The following is a 24,822-nucleotide window of genomic DNA, read 5'->3' as shown; positions in this document are numbered from 1 at the left end:
AAAGGCCGCAATCTTTCAGATTGCGGCCTTCATTTTTGCAGCGCCATACCTTGGCTACTCGGCCATAGCGGACAAAACCCGTCGAAAAAACTATGGGGGTTCAACAATAGTCAGCCGTCCCGATTCAAGAAACGGCTTACATGAGAAATCCAATTGCATGTAATATTAAAGACTGGTGCGAAAATTCTTTGTCAGAATTACACTGACAATCTAACTGGCTTGCAAGCAGCGAGCCTAATTAAAGATGCGTCGTGCATCCACAGGGAGTGGAGATGTCTTTAGAAGAAATGATGCCTTCAGCACTGGATCGAGAAATATCCAGCGCTGATAAAGATGCCTTCGGGCACCGCCATTTTGCAAAAGCACTTCGCAGCTTGATTGAATCAGAGAATTACTCACCGCCGTTTAGTATTGGCTTATTGGGTGGTTGGGGCACCGGTAAAAGCAGTATCAAGGAACTCTATACGGCAAATCTGCGGGACGATGCAAGCCGCACAAACAAGCTCACTCGCAAAGATCGCTATCACTGTATTACGTTCAACGCCTGGCGTTTCGGCGGTAAAGATCAGGATATTAAGCGCGCGTTATTGCGCCACGTATTCCTTGAACTGGGGGGGTCGGAGGAAAGCCTTCAGGACAAGCTTTTCCATCAGTTCAGCGAGGTGAAGGAAACACCTAAATCAGTGAGGCAGCTTACCCGTGAACTACTGCGGGCCTGGATGATCCCGATGCTGGCACTTACTCTGGCAGTGATTGGACTTTTTCTGCTACTGGGATTAGGTCTCTATTTTCTGGGAATAAACAATCCATGGGCCCAAGCTCTGTTCATTCCGTCGGTCGCGTTTGTTTATACTTACGTATTAAAAAATGTGAAGCCAACAGAGGTAAAAGCCACAAACCTACTCACCAAAATTACCTTTCCAAGCACGACCCCCGAACAGTATGAAGAGATGCTGGTTAAGCAGATCCATGAATACAAAGCCGGAAGAGCGACAGCTCTAACTGGCCAGTCAGGAAAGACATGTGAGCGTCTGGTGGTATTTGTTGACGATCTGGATCGATTACCTGCCGACGAAATGGTACTGGGGCTTGATGCAGTCCGAACTTTCATGGAAATCCCCAAGGATCGACTACCCAAGGGACTCGGCCTGGTTTTCGTGATTTCTTGTGATGAAGGGAAAATTGCGGACGCGTTAGCGAAGGGTCGTAGGAATGCGGATTTGCCCGCCGCCGTATTCAACCATTTTGATGCCCGGCGCTACCTAGACCGCGTATTTCAGTTTCGTCTGGAGATTACCCCACCACCGCGCCATGACATGCGAGCATTTGCGACATCCCATCTAGAAAGAATGGGCAACATCGCCGAGGATCTGAAAGGGCGTGGATTTCAATTGGCACCAATTATTGATCGGATGATTCATGTCGGCATACAGGATCCCAGAAATGCGCTGCAGATTGTGAATGCTTTTGCTCAAGCTTGGTGGCTTGGAACACAACGTGAAATTGAGGGTGCAGGTACGCATCGCCCTGGAGGTTTGCATGAAGGGGCGGTCACTAAACACCCCATTTCTTTGGGCGCAATATGTGCTTTCAAGGTCAGCTTTCCAGATTTTTATCGGGACCTGCAGGACGATCCGGCTATCCTATTGAGATTTACTGAAGTGCTGGTTCAGAAACGACCGCACACTGGGTTGCCATTGACAACGCAGCAGCTACTGATCGAAAAATACCTGCGTTTGACTGAAGAAGATAAGTACGAAATTAGACCCGAACATCGCGCCCTGAGGCAGTATCTCGCCAGCCTAGTTGGACTCCGATGGGCGAATTCGTTACAAAGCTTGCTGATTCTTTCGGAAGACTCCATTACCCGGCAATTGGGTGACAAAGCTCCGGCTATTTACGACGCATTTGTTTCTGGTGACACGGATGGTGTTCTGGAAGGGATGGGACGACATCAGGACATATCCGCGCTTACTAGTGATCAAGCCCGAATGTTGTACCAAATGTTCGAAGACCTGAGAGACGAATCTGAACATCGCCGGACCAATGCCGCAAAAGTAATTGCGGACATAATTGACCGTATCCCTGAGCCGCCTGCCGCCCAGCTTCTAGGCGAGTTATGTCGCGAAGTGGCGGATTCTTTGGAATTACGGTCTCAACTCGGCATCACGCGCATTGATCATCTGCTGGAGAAGGCAACCGGCAAGGATCAATCCAGCATCACCTCACGATTGGTTGACGACGTATTGACACCAGGGCAGCAGATTAAACTTTTGAAGGAATCTCTGGATAAGCCAAGCCTAAAAGAAGCGGGCGACATGGTTAAGTCACTTATTCCGGTTGTCATTCGTGTTGCTGGTACGCATGAGCTTGATAATGATGCCATGACTAATTTTCTAAAGTGGCTTCTTGATCGAAGCGTCGGAGTTGATGGGAAGGTTGAACAATTGTCCTTCACACAGCTCGAGGATTGGCTTGTGCTGAATGACGAATTTTTGACCCAAGGATTGGGTATGGGCTATGCGAAAGCTCTTGCCGATGAGCTGCTTAAAGCCAAGCCTGCCCCATTTGATCACACAATAGCCGTCAATCGCGCACTTGGGATTATCGAAGGGCAAATTGCGCGGGGTGAAGACTCTCGCCGTCCAGCTTGGGTTATTGTCAATCAGTTGATCACAACCAACTCGATTGAGACAGTCAAGGCTGTATGTTCTTATGCAATTCCCAACCTCGACAAGGCACAAGACAACGAGATATCCAAGTTTGTGACTGGGTTTATTGAACGATTGGTTCTTGTTGCTCAAGACGGTAAATTGAACAATGATTGGACCGTAGCCAAAGAATCTTTGGTCAAAGCGGTCTCTGCCAATGTAACGCGTCTCGATCAAAACTCGGTCGACGTTCTTGCAAATCTCGTTGTGCAATGGAGCGCACAGGAAGCTAATGAATCAGCCGCTTGCGCCATCGCAAATCAGTTGAGCCTCCATCACTTTAGCGCGATGGAAAAAGTCGTGGAATCCTGGATCCCTCGCCTGCTGACTGATCTCTCAGATCCATATCTTGAGCTAACGGCTAAATCAACGTATCGGCTGTCTGAAACCATGCAGAGCAGTATGGTCAGTGGCATGAATGTTCTAATCGACAATGAAATAGTTAGTGAAGAGGCAAGTCGACGCTTGGAACTGTTTGTAAAGCATGCCAATAGAGCATTGTGGGAGAAAGGGCCGTTCCATGCTTACCTGGATCGTATGTGGACGGCGATTGCAAATAGAGCGGGAAACCCCAGCCGATACCTTTATAGAGTATTTCCATCTGCGGTCGCGCTTCTGGAACATGCCACACCGACTACAGTGGGAAGCTCGCTTCAACAATTATTCGCTCAAGCAGTAAGTTATCCTGGCCATTATTCATGGTTACATGATTGGATGGCGGATGATTGGCCATCAAATTATCCTGGATTCAACCCTGATCCAATTTTTGATCAAGCAGTGGCATTCTCGACTGGACAGTCGCCTGCGTCACTGACTAAGGGTATTCCACGATCTCTGAACGAAATGCTCAAACGTGGATTGGTCGACAAGACCAAGTTACCGCAGATGCTGAACACTGCCTGTCTGGCATGGAAGACCGCTCCGGATGACATGGCATCAATCTTGGCACAGCACTCCGAGCTCACTATCGAGCAGGCAGTTGACCTCATTACAACGATTGACCCGGAGAAGGAAGAAGACGTTTCGGCACTCAAAACTGTGTGGAGCAGTTTGGCATCCAAGCGTGATAACGCGACAAGGCAGAGCATTGCTCGACAGCTCTTGGGTAAGGTACCGATTGCCTCAGCATCTACCCCCGATTTTGGGTTTAGCACGTGGCTACAAGTACAACCAGATGGAGGTCAGGAGTTAATCAAGCAATTGTTCGAAAAGATAGAAACCAGTGATGAACAAACGTTGAGAGTTTGGCGTCAGGCAGTCTCTAGAAGCGCTGAACTGGGGGCTGAATTTTATCTAACGGAAGTGCCCAAACTCTTAAAACTTGCCTCTATGGATATAACCGTGGGCGCGGTATTCGATGATGTTGAGAAGATTACAGCGACGCTGGGGGGGCAGATAGTCGAGTGGAGATGGCCAAGCGCCTAATCGCAGTGTTCCATGAAATTGCCGGCATAACTACCAAGAACAAGGCTGCTACCTATGCCCACGATCTGGCAGGCGCTGGAGCACTGAAATCTTTCTCGCCCGAAACTATAGTAAAGGAAGACTTGGATATCCTCCTGCGTACATTTGGACAAGCAAAAGAGCTGACTTGCTTAGAGAGTAGAATTGGTACTTAACGTTTGCAGATTGCTACGGATGTCATGTCTGAATCGCCCTATGAATTCTAGGTGCTCTGACGTCTGCTTTGGCCGAACAGCCGTGGAATTGCCCGGTAATATTAAAGGCCGCAACCTAATGGTTTGCGGCCGATCGTATTTCACGCTTCGGTATCGATACACAGTTCGTTCAATGCATGTCTGCTGGAAAAATTACGCCTGTCTGGCGGCGAATTTCGGTGAGCAATTCTGCCACAATCAGCGAAATTGCAATTCCACGATGCTCTACTTGCCTTTTCGCGATCAAATCGGCAAATGTTTCAGCTTCATATTGCATGGTGTTACAGCATTGTTCTTGATTGATGTCCAGCGCTACTCCTTCACGGGGAATGAAATTAATGTCCAGACACTGTGAAATCTTACCAATGGTTAGCGTGCCATCTTCCCCCTGAATTTCGCTGGGTATCATTGAGTTCGAAACTTTCGAGTGCACAAGTACCACCTCGAAATCCCCATAGTTGAGACAGACTGTGCCATGCGCATCAACGCCGCTCTCTAGTAAGCTCGCACTAGCAAATAATGATTTTGGCTCTCCCCACAATGCAACTGCAGTTGCTAGGCAGTAATAGCCGATATCCATAATGGAGCCATTAGAAAACGCAGGATTAAACGTATTTGGGTGTTCCCCCGCTAAGTAGGCAGGGTAACGCGACGAGTATTGGCAATAGTTAAAAAATACTTTCCGCAAGCGTCCAAGCTTGGGCAAAGCTTTTTGGATTGCCAAAAAATTCGGGAGGTGTGGCCCCATAAAAGCTTCAAGCAAAATCACTTGATTCGCGCGAGCACAGTCCAGCACTGCTTGCACCTCCCGTAAATTGGACGCCAGTGGCTTTTCACAGATCACATGTTTTTTATGGTTGAGAAACAACAAAGTCTGCGGCGCGTGCAAAGAATTGGGGCTGGCGATATACACGGCATCAATCAAGTCTGTTTGAGCGAGTTTTTCAAGCGAATCGAAAAAATGTGCCACTTGATATTGCACGCCAAATGCAACTGCTTGCTCAAGCGTGCGTGAATACACCGCGATCAGTTGTATCTTGCCTGTGTCATGTGCAGCATCGACAAAACGTTGGGTAATCCAGTTAGTTCCAACAACCGCCAAGCGAATCATGAGTGACTCCAGAGGATGATGGTAGAACACCATCAAATGTAGTCATTCTAACTGTGGTGTTTTACAAAATCTGAACTCAATGCACTGAACATTTCTATTGATGCAGAAGCTTTTTAGTACGTCAGCTTTGGCCGATGTGTCGATGTCGTTGTCTGAAAAACGAAAGGCCGCAATCTATCAGGTAGCGGCCTTAAGTATTTGTGGGGCCTGCTTGTGCTGCTCGGCCATAGCGGCCACTCATATTATTTTGGGCCGACACTTCAAAACTTACTTTTGCGTCAGTTACGGTACAAGGTGACAATCAAATGTCTTCTGAAGTTAATCGGCCAGTAGGAGATTAGTTGCACATTGTAAAAACGATCGTTACCGCAATCTACCAAGTCATGTAGGAAGAAAGCCAAGTTTATGGATATGCCCTAAAATAATTCTCATTAAAAATGCTTAATAAAATACAAGTCAAACATACATGACTACTTAAGTAAGTATGTGCTAGTATAAGCTTGATATTTACAATAATTTGTAAGTAATCAGAAGTTATTGGCAATTTAAATAAACGTCTGGTTCGGGTGGTTATGGTCGCGATTTCGGCCACTTTGGAGTTGGTAGTCTAGGCGTTTTCTCCAAGCAAAATAAAGGGGGTACAAACTGCCCTATGGTTTCGGATTTTAATCCGCAGAAGCATTGGCTTTAACATGAGAAGAAAATCCAAGCATTTCAATTGTTATTAGTTTACCAACTCCAATACGTGGAGCTAGTAGCCTATGGATTGAGCTAGTTATTCACAAGATGCTTAATAATTAAATTTTAGATAAGCCGGTATGCAGCGAATTAAATTCAATCTATTATATTGCCCACTTATTTTAAATATTTTATTTTGCAGAAGCTATTGACACCCAATTAACCTCTTCTGCCAAAAGCAATATGCCATATTATACAATCAAAAAAAACCCAACACAAAACAGATAGAGAACTTTTCATATAATCCAACTGCCACACAATTCAACAGTGATCCCATGAGTAAATACTTTAAATATATTATGTACTTCTTACTTGCAGGCTTTATTCTTTTTGTAATGCGCATAGCTACAGAAGCAATAATCGGCAACAAGCTAGAAATAAAAAACAATATTGTGCTGGCATTCTTGTACTTGATTTTCTGTGTCGCATACAACAACCTTCTGAAGTTTGTAAGAACAGCAATGAAGATTCCGCTCAACACAAACAAAGAAATACAAGAGCCTTCGCTAACTTTAAGCAAGTTGATGTTAACAAGGCAAAATCATAAAAATTAAATTTTGAGTGCAAAATAATGAGAAGCGTTAAATATGCTGCAATATTATTAATACTTGTATTTCTTGCATTTATAAGCATATTTTCCATAAAAATAGAAGGTGACTACACAGCAATAATCCAAAATAACAACAAGCAAGAATTAAATCTAATTCTAGAGATGACAAACAATTCAATTGCTAATGTTTCATCAAAACTATGGCCCCCAGAAAAATTTTACTTAGTTGCATGCGAATCAGATTGGTGCTATCGGTTATTTTCTCCTTTTTTTGACAAAGAAAATGGGGAAAAAGGGTCTACTATTTTTCATAAAATAATTGCACTAAATAAGAAAGGCCTTAACGAAATAATAATTTCTCATGAAATTACACATGTCGCCACAAAAAATCTAAAATGCGCAAAAGAACCTCGCAATCCTATATGGTTAGAAGAAGGCTTGGCCGTTATTGTTAGTGGGGACGATCGATTTTCTTTTGCCGATTTCTATTCGGCGTCGCAAGTTTTAGGTATCGACATAGATTATATAAAGAATAATCCAAATAGCTGGCAAGAAATAACATTAATAAATCCAGTAGTTTCATATGGTGCTGCTGAGCACTATGTACGCAGCATTTTAGAGAGATCGCAAGAAAAAAACATTGGAAAAGCTATTGTCCAATATTGCAAAAGCCAGACTTGATATAGAACAATCTTCGTTTGTTTTTCAAACAAACAATAACATGCGCCGTGCTTAGCAATCAGATCTGAAGGTCCGCAATGGCCGAGCAACAGTCCTTGAGGTTGAGCTTTAAAATTTCAGCTTTGGTAACCGTAGCAGACAAAATCCTACAGTGGAGATTGCAAATCCTACGGTGATTTTCGTGTATAAATATGGCAAGGGTTCAACAAAAAAGCCCCTTCCGGGGCTTTTTTAGCTTCAAACTGAAATCCCAGAAATCTAGAAAAGTGGGAAATATCTAGAAGTTAGTGGGATCCTACAAAACATGTAGCAAGACGCATAATGTGAGATTTCTTCATCGCATAAACTGAGGCGTTGCGGAGAGGTGAGAAGCATCGAATGAGATTATGCGAAGCAAAATATGAGATTTCTATTTTGATATAAAAGTAGCAGAACTTCCAGTGCAGACTTTACAAACAATATAATTAGGCAGGGTTCTAGCTAAGAATGGTCACCAACAAACCTCATCATCATGGAAGTGAATAACGCAAAAAAATTCGCTTGACGTTGGTTGCAAATCATGGAATGTTGTCGTGTCGCCAACCACAGTTCCGCCGAATATGCTGTTGATACCGATGATTTATTGATGCATTTACTGAAATTCGACTACCCGACCTCAGAATCAACTTTTCAAATGCATTTCAATAACTTGCTACGTAAGCCATTGGTCCAGCAAATATCAGCAACTCAACAGCCACGCAGTTAAATTCATTTCATTTTCCAGAGAATTGCATATGGTGGATTTTTATCATCTATATCAGGCGAGCGGAAGTAATAGATAGCCTTATCGAATTCAATACTTTTGTGAACAAATTTGCCGTCCGTTACGATTCGATAGCTTGCATGCTCCATTAAACCATTTACGCCTAGTCCCTTTAATCCACGCAAAATGTCAACATAGGCACTCCCGTCTTTAATCCCCGGAAATACATGATCAGGAGGAGACCTTTGAACTAAGTCATCGGCCTCAATATCATTGTAATAGGCTCTTCTTGCTGCACTTGCACTACAAGCCCACAAAAGGGAGACAACCGTTAAATGATCCCGCGCCACATCCGGATCATCCACAATGCAATATGCTGATGGGCCAATTTGGTATAGATCGTCACCAAGTGGAACAGCATTTGCAACTATTGCGTTCAGAAGAATACCTTTGGAAAGGGTTACTAGCCTCTCCCATTCTGTTGAGTCTTTAATCATTTACCCTCCCTACTGAGGCCATTTGAAAATTTGACCTGTTACGCGTCCAGAATCCAAAGCACGCTGAGCCGCACGTTGATCTGCGCCAGGTGGCATATTTTTGACAGCAGCAGATACTTCTGCACTCCACGCTTTTAGTTTTTCCGCAGGAAGAGAAGAAGGGTAGCTTCCACCAGGGGCGCGATACTTAGCATCCCAAACTACAATCGATTTTGTTTCTGGATTATATGTAATAAAGTCAGCCCCAGGCACTGATGCCTTGCCAGGCTCGGAAATAGGTACATGACCGGATTCTAATGCACGTTGCCAGCCATGTGCCTCGCCAAGAGCCCCATTTATTTCTGTGAATGGACTACGACCGCCATGAACCTTGGCTAAAACTTCAGCTTCTGTTGCTGCAACTCCCGTGTTTGCGACCTCAATCCTACCCGCAGTCTTTGCCCCTGTCACGGATGAACCTGCAATATCCGCCCCGAATTGCTTAACTAGACTACCTGCTAATGCAGTTGGACCAGATTTGGCAAGAGCAGCAATTCGCTCCATTGGTATCAGCGCCAATAGCACATTGCCAACGGTATTAACAAACTCTTGGCTTTTTAAATTTTCCTGATGTTTGTCATATGCAGTCAGGTAGATATTGAGTTGTTTTACTCCGCGCTCTGCATCACTGCGGCACTCCGTATTACAGGATGGGTTTTGGGCTAATAACTGCAAGCTGTCCCTTATTTGCGAGAACTCCTCGGGAGTCATTACGCCTAATTGATTGGTTATCAGTTTTTTCCCCGCCTCTTGGGCTTGTTGAGCATCTTTTTCAGCATATTTATTTTCGATTGCATCTCGCTCAGCTTTAGTTTTTGCTTTTGTTAATTCATCTTGCTTCGATGTAATTTGCTTTGGAGTCAGGTAGTTATTCTCCATCTCAATCTGCGCCGCGCCATTGGCCGCACTTGCATCCCCACCCGCCATCAGCGCAATGCCCGCAACCATGGAGCCAATCGCATTTTTTCGCTGCTCTTTTTCTTCCGCGCTAAGGTTGCTGCCGTCGATGTGCTGGAGTTGGTCTGCGACATTATTGAGGATCACGCTGGAGGCGGCACCGAGTGCTCCGCTGCCGCAATTTTGCCCGGTGGCTGCTGCACCCGCGCAGGCGAGGATGGCGTGAAAGGCTGTTCGTGCGCTTTCACTGCTTTCGTCTTTCACACCAGGGACTTTTTCAAAGCTGTCGGCGAATTCTTTGACCTTTTCGACGCCCAGACTTTGGATGTAGCTGACAGCGGCGCTTTGCATCAGGTTGCCCATGCCGCCAGTCACATTGCCGCCTGCGGCGACTTGCAGTACGGTCATCGCGCGGCCATATTCACCACCGGGGCTCCATTTGGCGGCTTCATCGTAAGCCGCTTGGGCATCTTTTCGTTCTTGGCTGCCTTCAGGGTAGAGGCTAATTTCTTTTTTCTTGGCATCGGCTTCGGCAGCACGATTGGCCATAAAGGTGCCACTTTGGTTGATGAATTCCTTGGTGACTTTGAAGGCAACGTCAATTTGCGCTTGGTCGTAGTTGTTGGCGAGATGACCGGCCGTGTTGCCGGTATCCCGATTCAAACTGGCCAGCTGTTCGGCGGCAGTTTTGCCAGTCAACTGTTGCTGTGCATCTTCATTGGTGATGGTGATATTGCCAGCGGCAATGCCGCTGCGGGTCGTACTGCTGTCATCGCCTTTGGCGGCCATCACCACTGGGGTGTTGGCTTTGATGCCATTACCAGCCGTTTTGCCACTCGTCACGGTACCGGGGTTTGTGCCAGCACTGCCGTCTTTTTCTTTCCCAAAGTTGGAGCCAAATCCGACGCCGATGCCAACGCTGCTGGCAGTGTATTCCGCGTGATTGTTCAAATCGCTGGTGGTGAGGGTGCCGGTACTCAGCTTGTTCTTGCTGGCGTCGGCTTCACTGGTGATGACGCTGCCTTTGAGGTCGGTATTGCCTTTGACTTTGATGTCAAATCCACCTTTGCCAGCATTGAGCCCGCTTTGCTCGTTCACGGCGAGGTAGTCGGCGTGGGTTTTATCCCGTCCGACATTGAGGCTGCCGCTTACACTGGTCAAGCCGACCGAAATACTGCCGCCGATGGATTTTTGTTGGCTGTCGTATTTGCTGCTGTCTTGCAGGCTTTCAATATTCAAATTGCCACCAATGTCGGCCACAATGTGTTTGCCAGTCGCAGTGGCACCTTTGAGGTTGGTGTCGCCACCGCTGGTGATGCTGAGCGTTTCGCCGGCGCTGGCGTGGCTATTGAGCCAGTTGATGTCGTTACCACTGCCACTACCTTTACTCTTACTGGCGCTGGCATTGACCGACAGACCCGCTGTGCCTTTACCGATCCCATAGCTAACACCGAAGCTGCTACTGCTTGAGCTGTTGCTGCTATTGCGGTTATGGGTGTCTTGGGCTGCTTGCAGGGTGATGTCGCCATCGGCCGCTAAGGTCAGATCTTTACCGGCTTTGAGGTCACTGCCAATGACGTTAATGTTGCTATTTTTGCCAGAGCCACTGGCGATGAGTTTGAGGTTACCCCCAGCTTCCAGGCTACTGCCATTGTGCGTTTGGCTGTTCGAATTTGTGGTGCTGGTGGATTTGGTCTCTCCATAGCTCACACTGACGTTGATGCCAGTCACGCCGTCTTTGCTCTTTGCTGCCGTATTGAGGCCATCGTAAGCATTTTTAGCTGCGAGTCCGGCTGTGGTGCCCGCGAGAAGGGCGACACGGCTGTCTTTGGTGGCCCCTGCGGTTTTAACCATGTCGGCGGCCGTTTTGGTCGCTTCGAGAGCACTAATGACGGGGGCACTGACGGCGACTGTGATGCCTTTTTGTTCAAACTTCTGAGTATCCGTTCGGCGTTGCTGGTCCGTGCCCGTGTCGATCAGAATATGGTCTGCCGCGACCGTGATGTCGCCATTCGGGGTCTTCACTTCACTGCCGCTGATATGTGCGCCATTGGCTGCAGTCAAGGTGACATTGCCATTGAGACTGCCGATTTGGCTACCGCTATGACTTTGTTCTGTACCGCTAATCTGGGTGTCTTGGCTTTGTTTCTGTTTGCCGTAGGTAAAGCTTGCACCGCCAGTACTCATTAGCCCAGATTTTTTGGTTTCGGTGAAGGTGTGTTCGGTGCTGCTTTCGGTGACACTGGCGATGTTGAGGTCATGCCCAGCTTTGATGTTGACATCTTTGCTACCGACGACGGTGCTGCCCATGACGTTCAAGTCATGGCCACTTTGCAGATTAATATTCTCTGCACTGAGGGTGCTGCCCACTGCGCTTTCCTGGGTGCTTTCATGTAGCGTCGTGGTACTTTGTTTTGAGAGTAGCCGCTTGGATGTGGTTTGATGCGCTTCTTCGCTGGTTTGGCGCGCCATCCCCGCTGTAATGGTGAGGTCCTTGCCTGCATTGAGGTTGAGATCGCCATTTTCACTGCGCAAGGTGGCGGCCGTGACGGTGAGGTCTTGTCCGGCTTTGAGCGTCACATCCCCCGCCGCATGAATTTCGCTGCCTTGCAGCGTCTGCGTTTTTTCAGAGCGCGTGTTGTTCGGTTTTTGCCAGATTTGACTGGTGTTTGAGGTTTCCTCAACGGTGTTAAGTGCTAAATTACGCCCAGCTGTGAGGGTACTGGTACCTTGTGCACCACTGTTGTTAATGTCGGCAGCGGTGAGGGTTAAATCACGTCCTGCGCGGATGACGAGTGTGCCACCATCTCCGGCCACTGAAATTCCGGTTCGCTCTCCCAGCGTGGTGCTGCTCACATTTGTCACGCTGCGGCCATAACCGACCGGCGCTTGATCGAGGGTCGTTGAGCTGCTTTGGGTGCGCGAGTTGCTGGCGATCACGATGTCTCGCCCCGCGCTGAGTTGGACTTTGCTGAGCCCTTCAATGACACCGCCCAGTTGCTTCAAATCCTGGTTGGCGGCCAGATTGATGGTGTTGCCTTGCACGCGTCCGCCTGTGAGCTCGATGTCATTGGCGACCAGCTGAAGACTATTTTTTGCAGCGAGGGTGCCATTGGATTTAAATAGGCTATCGAGCTTGATATTGATGTCACGGCCAGCAATTAAACTGCCACTGCCATTGATATCACCCTCTCGCACCATGGTATAGACTTTGGGCACCAACGCCTGAGTAACGGTGCCATCTGGGAGGGTGACATTTTGCTCGACCAGCCACACCATATCTGCCGTCAGTTGCGCCATTTGATCGGCGGTTAGCTCGACACCGGGGCGCAAATTGTGCGCTTTGGCAAAGGCGACGCCTTGATCTTGCAAGGCCGCATATTGCGCATCATCATCAGTGAAATTACCGAGGAAGCGCTGTCCAGTTAATTGGGCAACTTGTTCCCTGATTAATTTCTGTTCGTAAAACCCATCGCCTAATCGTTTTTGAATCAAGTCGGGGTCGAGCTGCAACTCTTTGAGCATGTAGTCCGAGCTACGCCAGTTTTTATAACCAGCAAAGCGGGGATCGGTTTCAACCAAATAATGGCTGCCTGGCTTAGTATTGGTCTTAAACAGGCTGTTATTGGGCAGGCCAAATGCGACGTTCAAGGTGCGTACCTTTTGCAGGATGGTGCCTTTGGCATCTTGGACTTGCTGAAGTGTTGCTTGGGTCTGGTTACTCAACTGAGTGGGTGCTGTGGCGAGCTGACTTGTCGCGGCCAGGATTTGACTGACCGTTCCCGAGGCTTGTTGTTGTACGGCGTTGTCTTGCGGGCCAGTGGCACGACTTAAAGTCGGACTTTCCACCGAGATTGAACCACTACCCTGTGCATGTACAGTGCCTGCTTGGGCTGCATTGATAATGGCACTGTTAATTTGGCGTTGCTCAATGGCAATCCCCGAACTGTGTCCTGCGGTATGTTCAAGGACTTGATTCGTACCGAGGGAGATATCAGGCGTCGTACTGCTTGAGTTGGTGCTACCAGGGCTGTTATTGAGGACGTAGGTGCCACCAGGGAATCCACATTGATGGCAGCCCGCGCCATAGGTCGCGACATTCCAATAATGGGTGGACGTGCCTGTTTCATCGATTGTACGCGTACCGGTGGCGGCCAGATTTTCTATTGGCGAGCTGAGCGTCATCGTGAGCGTATTGCCCGCGATGATCTGACTGTTGTCATTGAGCAAGTGGCCCGCCGTGATGCTTAAATTACCGCCCGAAACGATCTTAGCCGCATCCGAGGACATCACCTTGGTTTCATGGGTGGTTCGTGTTGCTGATACTTGATACCACTGATCCACTTCACCATCCGGTGTCACCAAGTAATTGGGGGCGCCATCTGCGGGAGAGTAGACCATGGGGACGGCGGGTTTGATACTGACTTCATCTGGGCGGTATTGTTTCCCACCCGCAAGGTAGTATTCGACAGGGGTTGGCGCCGAAATTTGTTCGCCCAAGACCAAATGCAAGTCTTTGTTTTCAACTTGAGCGGCGTTAATGGTTATATTGCCCAGCGACTCAATGGTCGCGCTGCGATTGCTGATGAGCGTCGCTTGACCTTGTGCTTCCTGATTGGCGTCCAATTGACCGCCAATGTGCATATCTCCGGCACTAAAGATGTAGCCATGTTCACTATTGTTGAGTGTGCCGACCCCTAAATCCAACTGTTGCCGCGCAGCGATCGTGGCTGCGGTGCCATTTTCTTCACCATTGTTAAGGGTTGTGGCGGCAATTGAGAGATAGTCTCCATAAATCCGACCAGTGCCCACGTTGTTGAGCGTGCCGACTTCTAACCAAGTGAAACCACCATCCAAGAGGCCACGATTGGTGAGGGTTCCGGTGGTATTGAGGTGAAGGCTACCGGCACTGAGCTCACCCGTCGTCTGATTATCAATACCCGCGCCCTGCACCGTGAGGGTTTGGCCTGCTCGAATCACCCCCGGATTCATAAATTGACCCGTTGTACTGATACTGAGGTTGCCATTGCTTTCAAAGGTGCCCTGATGAGTGTAGTCACCCAAGACACTGAAGTTCAAGTCACCCATACTGGCTAAGCGGCCCGCAGTGCCACTGTAGCTGGCGACATTGAGTGCCAGGGTGTGGCCCGATTGGATCTGGCCACTGTCGTTTTGAATGTTGAGCTGTTTATTTCCTAAGTTCTGGTCACGAATGGCGGTGGCTTGACCCGCTGCCACTAAACCTTGTCCATTAAGTACTTGGCCGTCACTCACAATGTCCAAGCGTTGATCAGCACGAATGTCACCTGAACGATTGTCGAGGGTATGTGTGGTGAGGGTGATGTTTTGCCCCTCAATGCCCTGATTGGCCGCTTGCGTATTGTGGTTGTTGAGCAGCGTGGCGGTGAGGGTGGTCGTGCCCCCGGCACGTATCAAACTATTTTGATTGTCGATGCGGTCAGCATTTAAGGTGAGATTGCCCCCGGCTTGAATTTGTCCCGTTAGGTTATTAACCTCGGTACCAGTGAACTGCAGATTCTGTTCTGCAAGGATACGACCACCGTTATTGAGCACCCCACTGTGCATGCTAAGGTCTTGCCGGGTATAAATCAGACCGGCATTGTTGTTCACATCACCGCTCGAGAGGGTTAAATTGCCGCCAGCCTGGATGCCTTTGTCAGTCCCTGAATTAGTATTGGTGAGTGTTTGTCCATGCGTATCCAAACTCAAATCGGTACCGGCACGAACTTGACCCGCTGTATTATCGAATGCGCCACTTTGAATGCTCAGTTGACCACTGGCATTGATGGTCCCACCCGCATTATTAATCTGGTGTTGTGTGCTATCGAGCGTCAATTGTTGCCCATTGATCACGCCTTGTTGGTTGTCCAGAGCGCCACTGTTGAGAGTCAGTGTGGTGGCGGCGAGCAATTTACCTTGCTGATTATTGAGTCCCTGTGTCGTAAGTTGTACGTCACCGGCAACGGCGGCAATGGTACCGGCTTGGTTGTTGAGGTCACCACTGTACAGTTTGACTTGGTTTTGCGCGGCCAAAGTCCCCGCATGATTGTCGAGGGCACCCGAGGTGTGGATATCGAGCATATCGCTGGCAACGATCTTTCCCTGATGGTTGCTCAGGTCGGCACTTTGAATGTGGAGTTGTTGTGCCTGAATAATCCCCGCATCACTGTTATTGAGCGAGCCATCCAGATGAATTTGTAAATGACTGTCGTTTTGTTGGAGCCATTTGCCACCACGATTGTCGAGTGATCCGGCGGTGAGACTGGTATTTCCGTTACTGGCGATGATGCCATTGCGATTATCCAAGGCACCACTGAGCTGAATTTGAGTGGCCGCGCTGCCCTTTTGTAGCAGGAGGCCTTGCTGATTATCGAGCGTGTCACCTTGCAGGGTAAGTTGTTGCCCCTGGATGGTACCGCTGCCATTCTGGATCGTTGCGCTGTCAATACGCACTGCGCCTTGACTGAGAATCTCGCCGCCGTGATTGTCCAGTTGCGGAGCGTTCAGTAATAAGCTGCCCGTTCCGGCATGTTCGATGCTGGCATTATGATTAAGTATTTCTACTGCATTGAGGCTGAGGTTCTGACCATTTGTGGCAATCTTGCCATCGGTATTATCCAGTCGAGTTCGAACTGTGAACGATGTATCTGCCGCGCCACTTTGTAACCATTCACCGCCTTGGTTATTGAGTTCACCCGCGTTCACCGTGAGTTGATCTGCTTTAAGGTGAGCGAGTCGACTAGTGAGCGTTTGGTCAATATGGGCTTGAAGTCCTTGTTGACTGGTGATGCTACTACCGTCCAGCGTGGCGTTGGTGTGGGTCAGTTCAATCTGCTGGGCTTGTAAAGTGCCATGGGTATAGCTCAGCGTGTCACCCGTTAAAGTGAGATTGCCCGCAGTGGTAATTTGCGTTTGATCACCGTATTGATTGGCCGATTCAAGGCTTAACGTTCCCGTGCCTGCATGGGTAATGTGCGCTTGGTCATTAATGAGTTCACCAGCATGGATGGTCACGTTGCGCGCATTGGTGGTGAGTTGCCCCTGCGAGTTATTCATTTGCGTGGCGACATTAAATTGCGTGTCACCCTGTCCTGATTGTTTCCACTGTCCACCTTGATTATTGAGGCTGGACGCAGTTACCGTGAGTTGCGCTGCATGGACATCAACATTGCGCGTCGATAAGGTTTGATCAACCCGAACATTCAATTGACCATTGCTAGTGAGAGTGCTGCCATCCAACGTGGCGGTCTGACCCGTCAGATTGATGGTATTGGCTTGCAAATCACTTTGGGTATAACTCAGCGAACCACCCGCTATTTGCAGCGTACCTTGGCTGGCAAGGTGGGTTTGGGTACCACTTTGTTGATTGGCCTGCAGACGCAAAACCCCCGTCCCTGCATGCTCAATCCGAGCTTGATCAGTGACGAGCGTGCCCGCTTGAATGGTGAGGTTCTGCCCATTGGTGGCCAGACGGCCACCGGTATGATCGAATTGACCCGTGATATTAAATTGGGTGTCACCTTGCCCCGATTGTAGCCATTGCCCACCTTGATTGTTGAACGTCGAAGCATTGACTGTCATTTGGTCGGCGTTCAGGGTCGCCTGTTGACTGGAGAGCGTTTGCCCGATGTCGGCGCGAAGTCCGTGCTGACTGGTGATCGTACTGCCATCCAGAGTGGCGTTAGTATGCGTGAACTGGATCTGATTGGCTTGTATCTTCCCATTGGTATATTGCAGTGTCTGGCCCGAGAAGTGCGCCTCACCCGCACTGCCCAGTTCTGCTTGATGACCGTGTTGATTGGCCGAGTCGATCGTGAGTGAACCCGTGCCCGCATGTTCAATCCGCGCTTGGTCCTGATTAATTTCGGCCGCATGAATCGTTAGGTTTTGACCATTACTGGCGATCCGCCCACCTGCATTATTCATTACTTGGCTAACAACGATTTGGGTGTCGCCTTGACCACTTTGCTGCCATGTTCCGCCTTGGTTATTGAGGTTTTCAGCGCTGATCGTCATCTGATCGGCATTGAGCTGGGCGTGTTGGGTACTGAGTGTATGCTGGGTGTTGATGCTTAACCCATCGCGACTGGTTAATTTCGAGCCATCGAGTACCGCATCGCTGTGATTGAGGCTGATGGCGTTCGCCTGCAATTCACTATGACTGTAGTTTAATGTTTGACCACTCAGATTCATGACCCCAGTGCTGGTCATCCGGCTCTGTTCGCCATGCTGGTCAACCGCTTGAATACTTAACGTACCGCTGCCAGCGTGTTCGATCTGCCCATGGTCGTTGAGAAGCTCAGTACTGGTCAGCGTCAAATTGCGCGCATTGGTCGCAATACGCCCCCCACGATTATCTATCTGCTGCGAGACAGCCAGCGTCAGATCAGCGTTTCCGGTTTGGATTAACTGTCCATTGCGATTATCCAACTGCGGCGTATTGATTTTAAGTTGATCAGCACTCAGCTGGGCTCCTGCCGTGTTCAGGCTCTGGTGTGCTTGAAGATCCAACGTTGTACCAATATTGGCTTTTGCGTCGTGCAAATCCAGTTGATCCCCGGCCAGACTGAAGGTACGAGCGATCAGTTGACTGTTCGCTAAACTGGCCTGAGGGGCGCTCCAGTGTTGCTCCCCACCACTGGCCAGTAAACCTGCCGCGTCAATTTGACTATCCGCTTGTGCGCTCAAATTGCCTGAGTCACCCAAGTTACCATCGGCTTTTAAACCCGCGACCAGGGTGCCCGTTCCCGTATTACTGATTTGACCGAGCCCACCCTTCGCTTGTAGGGTCACATCTCCTCCGGCAGCAATGACCCCACTATTAGAGAGTGAGCCCGTCACTTGCACCGTGGTGGCCTGATTAGCATACAGGTTGCCGCTATTCTCAAAACCTTGAGCGCCCTTGATTTGAACCTGTGTTGTGGCGTTGATCAAACCACTGTTGCTGATTCGGCCATCAGCTTGCACGATCACTTCACCGGCAGAGGCACCAATTTGCCCTGCATTTCGCACTCCAACGCCAGCTTCAGTACCAATAAGATGGATTTGACCAGCATACATCCCGCCCAATTGCGCGACATCAATCGCAAAGGTGGGAGCAGGGCCACTAGCGGCTTGGGTGCTAGGAATAATGCTGTCGCCAGTGACTGCCACATCACCCGTGCCAGTTGTAACGTTTAAGTTATTGGCCCAGACGCCCGCATTCACTTGGACTGAACGCGCAATTAAACTCGTGTAATCAGTGAGGCTGGCATCCATGCCAGCTCCCGAAATCGTGATAGCCCCTTGGCCGACACGAAATCCGGTAAGGGAATCCCCACTAAAGATTGCACTGCCCGTGGTGAGCGTGGCGCGACTGGCATTGATAAACCCACAGCCATCACACTGAATGCCGGATGGATTGGCAATAATGACTTCAGCGCGCTGGCCAGCTACCTCAACGTAACCTTTTAATGAACTGGGATTGCTGGAGCGGACTTCGTTCAAAATGATGCGTGCAGATCCCGTGGCCAGCCATGGATTACCTTGTACCCAACCACCTTGCTGTGTTTGCACATCTTTGCGGGAATTATTCAGGATCACGCCGCCACGATCGACATCAAACTGAGAATAGGTATTTCTGGAAACTCCGCCCGCACTGGGGGTCTGAATATTGACCTGTTCGACGCCATTGGCCGTTTTAAGAATGGTGGGTTGTTGAGATGTCGGCGCCTGATGATCAGACTGAACTGCGGCTTGTACGGGCATCAGCAAGGTCACGGCCCCAAGTGCAGCCAAAAATGCAAAACGCAATGCACTGATGCGCGTTATGAGCCTGGCGCGAGTTTGTGGTGCTTGTGCACTTTGGGTGCTGGTTTTACCTTGCCCTGTGACGTTTTCAGCGACGACCATCAATAGGCCGCGCGATTGATTAAAAACGATGCGATACAGAGATTGATTCATAACCAGACCCAGAAATAAATACAGCAATCACAGGGCAAGGATTGTCCTCGCCAGACACGCCAACCCCAAAGTGGGTGACACACCGTGTCGGATCGCTCAAATATAATGACTAAAACATTAAATTCAGATTGAAGCTTGCCGTCACATCTTTCGGTCCAAATCCTGTTGGCTGATAGAGTGGTAATCCGGCGAAGACGTCATAATTCAAATTTTTATACTGGCCGCGCACACCCAGAGCAGTGCCCGCTAACTGATTGCCCAGCAAGAAATCACTAGAGGGACCGCCGACATGCCCATAGTCCAATCCTAAATAGATCTCACCGGGAATGGCATCCAGTGCAAGCTTGTTGAGGGGTAAACTTAAGTCGTTGCGGATGAGCCATCCACTGTCCCCCACCAAAGTCATTGAACCATCAAAGCCGCGAACCGTACTGGGCCCGCCGATGGAGAATCGATCTTGAGGAACCAAACGCGTCCGATTCCATTGCACACGCCAATTGGCTGAGTAGCGTAAATCTTCAGAGAATACTGGCGTCGACCAATTAGCCGATGCAGTCCAAAGCGCCATTCGGGCAGTACCCTCACCAAACGCCTCCTCGGGAGCTGCCAAGGCTTGCCATGCGCCCGTGCCATGCTTATAAGTCGCATCCAGATCCAAAGTGCTTTGCCCAAGATACTGACGATGTGAAAGGTGACCTTCCCAACCTACCGTTCTGCGTCGCTGCACACCCACTTCGACATCATCAATAAAATTTTGGGTTTGGCGCATCCCGCCCTTAAGGCTAAATGAGGTTTTACTTTGTGCATCTCGCCACAGTAAACGGCTTAAGACCATTTCGACATTTTTATTGTCGCCACCATAGCGGTAGTTCTGATTTGCACCCGCGACATTTTGAAAGTAGGAACTTTTACTCGTCGACCACGAGAGCAACCAATAATCATAAGGAATGGCGTAATACACCGTATACCCAGATGTGCCACCTTCCGTGCTTTGGCCGACATTATGGGTCAACGACACATAAAACAGGTCATTGAGCGTGAGCCAATTATCGTAAGAGAACGTTAAAGAACCCTGATATTTACCTGTACTTTCAGTGCCCGAATTATCAAGGCCAACACTGAAACGAAACGGCATCGGCTGCTGCCAACTGACCAATAAATCACTGTCACCCGGCTGTGCATCGGCTCCCGAAGCAGGTGCAATCTGAATATCGGCCTGCACACTGGGCAGACGCTTAAAATTCTCAAGCCCTTGCTCAATTGCGCGAAGATTTAAAACCTCGCCAGCCTGAAACGGTAACGCATTCCAATACGTAGCGCGTGGACTACTACCCTCAGATGCGACGATGCGACGAATCATCCCTGGCACCACGGTAAGACTGAGCGTGCCTTTTGATAAGTCCTGATCACTGGCCACAACCCGAGTCGTTGTAAATCCGCGCTGCACTATTTCATTTTGAATACGGCGCATCACCAGGTTAATGCCGTCACTACCTAGACAGCGATCAATGGCTCGATCAGGCGAATTTGCGGCATCCAATGCCCATGCAAATTGTTCAGCCTTGGGGCCAATTAATTCAATATGGTGGATGACAAAACAAGGTGATTCTTGCGCAGGAAATCGGGTGGTTAAAGCGGGAGTGGGTGATTGTAATTGAACGTTTGGTGACGGTTCGTTTTGCTCGCGTAGGGACTGTTCGCGCTCTTTAACCCATTGCTGCTGCCGTGCATTTTGCTCTAAGATTTCACCGGGGGAGATGGCACAGATCGAAGAAGACAACAGACTTAAACAGACGGCAGTGGATAGATGTGAATATCCCCCCACCTACCGAACAACAAATTCATTTTAAAAACTCAAAGTCAAACGTAACAATGACAAAATTATGCAGGAACATTAAACATTAGAAAAGGCTAATTCACGTTGGTTGTAATTTCGATACGGGAAAGGCTGTAAGCTAACGCAGCCTCCATGGCTCGGCCGCGAGCCAAAAGCTTTAGTAGGGGGAGATGTGTTGGTCGGCAACTTTAGTCGATTAGTCGATTGCAAGACTGTAGAAAAGAAAGATTGCTACATTGTGGGTTACGGCCTCTCGACTTTTGTGTGATTGCATCGATTCACTCACTTCTAGCACAAAATGTTGCTGCCAATTTTTTGCGGCGATGGGCATCTAGCAAATTTGTTTTTTTTCCTGGGCTCAAGTTATATTCTGCTGTCATACTTTCTGCAGGCTTTCATTGTATTCTTGTTGATGCTGCGTGAGCGAGTTGGATATTTGCAATTTGATCAAAACGTATCTTTAGATTGGATAAAAAATAAATATCCACTTGATATCCAAAAATATCCGCGGATATTTGTTAAATATCCAATTTATGGCCAAAAATCATCTTAGGACTGGGTAACTAGACGGTTAATAGACTTTGGGCTGTTCTGTCTTTGTAAGTATTGGTTGAGCTTTGCCAATTTGAAGTAGCCAACTTAAGGAAGTGCCGCTGCTGAGTTGGAGTGACCTAAATTGCTGTGCAAACCATTGAACTCATCGGTCTTTAAATCTGCATTTTTTCAGCATCGATGCTATTTTGCCTATCAATCCGTGTCACAAGATCATGGCCTTTGAATCGCCCCAGCTTTTGTAGAGACATTTGAGCGTCGGCTAAGGCCGACCAGTCGATGTCGATGCGAGAAAAACTAAAGGCCGCCAACCATCAGTTAGCGGCCTAAATCATTTCTGGTTCATACCATTGCGAAGGCCGACCTTCTGCCAAAACTACCTGAAAGGTTAGAGCCCATGAGTAGCCAATTGTTTCAATGCTGGACTTGTTGCTCGCTTTGTAACTCCGCAGGCTGTTTTTGCATATGCACACCGAATCAAGCGTTCCGAATTTTTTGCAGGATTTTGTGCATAGATGGATACGGAGGAACGTGGCTCTAACCGTCGCGGCCACGGTCCACCATCCAGTAGAACTGGCTGAATTATTACTCCTCTGCTCATGGTTCCGTGATAAAGAACACCAGTCTCAGAGAGGGTAACGGGAAATGAGCTGAGATTAGTAATCTCAATACAAAAATTAAGATTTTCATCTGCCCCACCGAATGCAACTGCGTGCTTGGGCTGAACAATAAGTTTTACGCGCGCCTTGTCGAGATTGTGCCAAGTGTTTATTAGACCGAGAGCTGCACCGAGTATTGCTATAGCAAATGTGATCGCTTCGATGATCGTCATATTTGGGCTCTAATGATGGGTGTAAAAGGTGCCTAAGCGCAGCGGAGCAAACCAAACTGCCCTGCAGTTTAGCATCCTGTTGGCTGACTTGTTAGGTACAGGGATAGCGCTTTGTGTATAGTGGTTTTTCCGCCAATCTAAAGTATTCCGAACTGTAGTACTCTGATGTGGCCAACTTATTTTGGCATGGGCCATAGCTGTTCGGGCCAAAGCCGCCACTCATGTGCGCACAGTACTACATCAAGCAACTTACTTTTGCGTCAGCGTCATTGAGCGCCGAAAATGAGCTGTCAGCTGACGGTAGTCGGCCATAAGCGGACGGATAATATTTAGACTTTTTGAAATTGCATATCAAGATAATGTAACTATCAAAGGCAACGATTCCAAATGAATCTATTAGGTACAAACTTCATTATTGGTGAACACCTGCAGCCAAAGATTGTTCGGTGGTTGAGCGTACTCCCATTGGTGTTAATGTTTTCTGCATTCATTCCACTCTTCTTGCTTGTCGGACCATTAGGACGAGCGATGGGGATTCCAGGCGGAGCCCCTGTCAAAGAGCAACCAAATGGATTGCTTTGGCTAATAGCATTCATCTTTATTATGGTTGCTCTCATGCTGATGGGATACGCTCTAGGGTGGCTGCTAAATGCACTTATTGCTCGTTATATCTTTCGTTGGCCATCCGCCAAAGTCTGCGAGACTTTCATGTATTCTAACGTGCCGCAAGAATGGCGCTTAGATCCTAGGGCGACATCAAAAACCTTGTCTGCTAGTGCAAAACTAAGAAACAACTGGGCAATAACGAGAACAAAAGGGAGATGGAATTTTATTTTGGTTCGAGGGATTTTGGGGTGGGGATTACCGATGTTCCTTGGAATGTCATGCCTTCCTGTTCTTACACGTCATATTCAACCAACTCTCGCATATTTTGTTCCTCAGATTATCCTTTGGAGTCTTGCTGGCGGGCTATTTGGACTCATAATTTGGCTCTTTTCGGAGCGTCAATTTAGAAAACAACATGACACCGAAGCATAATCTCGCTTAGTTTTCAGCGGCTGTTATGGGTCGACACCGGCATTCGTCGGCTAGGTAACGAAACTTGTTTTGAAGTGGTCTCAATGAGAACTAGACAGCAATACGACCGTTTTATAGTGCCGCTTGTTATTGTTTGTACAATATTCTGGCTGGCTTCGGTTGTCACAAAGGATTTCGGCTGGTACTACTCCAGAGAGCTGAAAATTACTGCTGCGCTTATTCTTCTACCTTTAGTAGTGCTAGATGTTGTTGCTGCACTTGATACAAAAACTACAACGCTGCGTGGACCTCTAATCTATCTGAATAAGAACCCATTTATTTTCTGGATTAGGGTTCTTTATTCGTTAGCCCTTGGAGTTGCTGCTCTAATTTTCTTAGTGTTGCAGGCGTTGTAGTTTTGGGTGGCAGCTGTGGCTCGACTTCTGCCTCACAGCCTGCCGCCACCTGGTCATGCGTCAGCTGAGCTTGAGTGGCTCAACCCGACCCTTAGCTGCCTCTCATCTCCAGCCATTCACCGCAGATTAGAGGTCATATCAAGAGCCCAGTCGACGATTTGCTCTGGGCTTGGGTCATAGTCGCTCATCGGTTTGCCGCCGCCCCATGTGTTGCTACTGTGTTCGTAGTCGACTGGATAGAAAAGCAGATTCGATGCGTGTGGCCGCGGCACGTTGCAATCCAATATGGCCATATATGCCTCATGCAACCCAGTCCTATCGGGTTTCATTGCGCGTCGGACAATTTCGATAAGCTCTTCTCGAGTAACATCGGGCACTGCCTTGATTTGTTGTTTTCGTAGAACCCTCCGCACAAAGTTGGCGTGGTTTTCGCTTCCGTAAATCCCTTGAAAAGCACTCACTGGCAATGCTGTACCTGCAAGCCTATTGAACTCAGAACGCAGCATCTCGCTTGAATTGCCGTCAATGGCATCTGCCAATTCAGCGAGACGAGCCACAAGCGACTCATCGAGCGGAGGAGG

Annotated in this window: 11 protein-coding genes; 5 read left to right on the top strand and 6 right to left on the bottom strand. The window is 48.4% G+C overall.

Translation table 11 applies throughout. The annotated features are described in order from the left end of the window. Positions 1–272 precede the first annotated feature (272 nt). The gene (locus HQ393_RS07010; RefSeq protein ID WP_179358108.1) at positions 273–4,136 is read left to right on the top strand and encodes a KAP family P-loop NTPase fold protein; all 3,864 of its coding nucleotides are present in this window, start codon (positions 273–275) and stop codon (positions 4,134–4,136) included. Next, positions 4,121–4,330: a hypothetical protein gene (locus HQ393_RS07005; protein WP_179358107.1), complete on the top strand. Its 210-nt coding sequence runs from the start codon at positions 4,121–4,123 to the stop codon at positions 4,328–4,330. The genes HQ393_RS07010 and HQ393_RS07005 overlap by 16 nt, the downstream gene beginning before the upstream one ends. Before the next feature lie 169 nt (positions 4,331–4,499). On the opposite strand, the gene HQ393_RS07000 is transcribed toward HQ393_RS07005, so the two are convergent. Beyond that, positions 4,500–5,480, bottom strand: coding sequence for a Gfo/Idh/MocA family protein (locus tag HQ393_RS07000; protein ID WP_179358106.1), 981 nt, complete (start codon positions 5,478–5,480; stop codon positions 4,500–4,502). Positions 5,481–6,789: 1,309 nt separating this feature from the next. On the opposite strand from HQ393_RS07000, the gene HQ393_RS06995 reads away from it, so the two are divergent. Continuing rightward, complete coding sequence (locus tag HQ393_RS06995) at positions 6,790–7,449, top strand: hypothetical protein (RefSeq protein WP_179358105.1); 660 nt, start codon at positions 6,790–6,792, stop codon at positions 7,447–7,449. Positions 7,450–8,196: 747 nt separating this feature from the next. On the opposite strand, the gene HQ393_RS06990 is transcribed toward HQ393_RS06995, so the two are convergent. From HQ393_RS06990 to HQ393_RS06975, 4 genes are all read right to left on the bottom strand, one after another. Continuing rightward, positions 8,197–8,688 (bottom strand): hypothetical protein, encoded by a 492-nt coding sequence (locus HQ393_RS06990; protein ID WP_179358104.1) that lies wholly within the window; start codon positions 8,686–8,688, stop codon positions 8,197–8,199. 9 nt (positions 8,689–8,697) lie between these two features. Continuing rightward, entirely contained in the window at positions 8,698–19,587 is a 10,890-nt protein-coding gene (locus tag HQ393_RS06985) for a hemagglutinin repeat-containing protein (RefSeq protein ID WP_179358103.1), read from the bottom strand. Between the two features lie 109 nt (positions 19,588–19,696). Then, the gene (locus tag HQ393_RS06980; RefSeq protein ID WP_218871322.1) at positions 19,697–21,367 is read right to left on the bottom strand and encodes a ShlB/FhaC/HecB family hemolysin secretion/activation protein; all 1,671 of its coding nucleotides are present in this window, start codon (positions 21,365–21,367) and stop codon (positions 19,697–19,699) included. Between the two features lie 997 nt (positions 21,368–22,364). After that, positions 22,365–22,808 carry a hypothetical protein gene (locus tag HQ393_RS06975; protein ID WP_179358102.1) on the bottom strand — a complete coding sequence of 148 codons (444 nt, stop codon included), beginning with the start codon at positions 22,806–22,808 and terminating at the stop codon, positions 22,365–22,367. A gap of 387 nt (positions 22,809–23,195) precedes the next feature. Here HQ393_RS06975 and HQ393_RS06970 point away from each other — a divergent pair, with 387 nt between their 5' ends. Both HQ393_RS06970 and HQ393_RS06965 read left to right on the top strand, forming a co-directional pair. Then, the gene (locus tag HQ393_RS06970) at positions 23,196–23,846 is read left to right on the top strand and encodes a hypothetical protein (protein ID WP_179358101.1); all 651 of its coding nucleotides are present in this window, start codon (positions 23,196–23,198) and stop codon (positions 23,844–23,846) included. An 83-nt stretch (positions 23,847–23,929) separates the two neighbouring features. Beyond that, entirely contained in the window at positions 23,930–24,241 is a 312-nt protein-coding gene (locus tag HQ393_RS06965; RefSeq protein ID WP_179358100.1) for a hypothetical protein, read from the top strand. A 116-nt stretch (positions 24,242–24,357) separates the two neighbouring features. On the opposite strand, the gene HQ393_RS06960 is transcribed toward HQ393_RS06965, so the two are convergent. Next, complete coding sequence (locus tag HQ393_RS06960) at positions 24,358–24,798, bottom strand: bacteriocin immunity protein (protein WP_179358099.1); 441 nt, start codon at positions 24,796–24,798, stop codon at positions 24,358–24,360. Between the last annotated feature and the right edge of the window lie 24 nt (positions 24,799–24,822).

The sequence above is a fragment of the Chitinibacter bivalviorum genome (genome assembly GCF_013403565.1).
GTDB classification, from domain to species: domain Bacteria; phylum Pseudomonadota; class Gammaproteobacteria; order Burkholderiales; family Chitinibacteraceae; genus Chitinibacter; species Chitinibacter bivalviorum.
The sequence above is the reverse complement of the archived record's forward strand: the minus strand, read 5'-3'. Positions and strand labels throughout refer to the sequence as shown.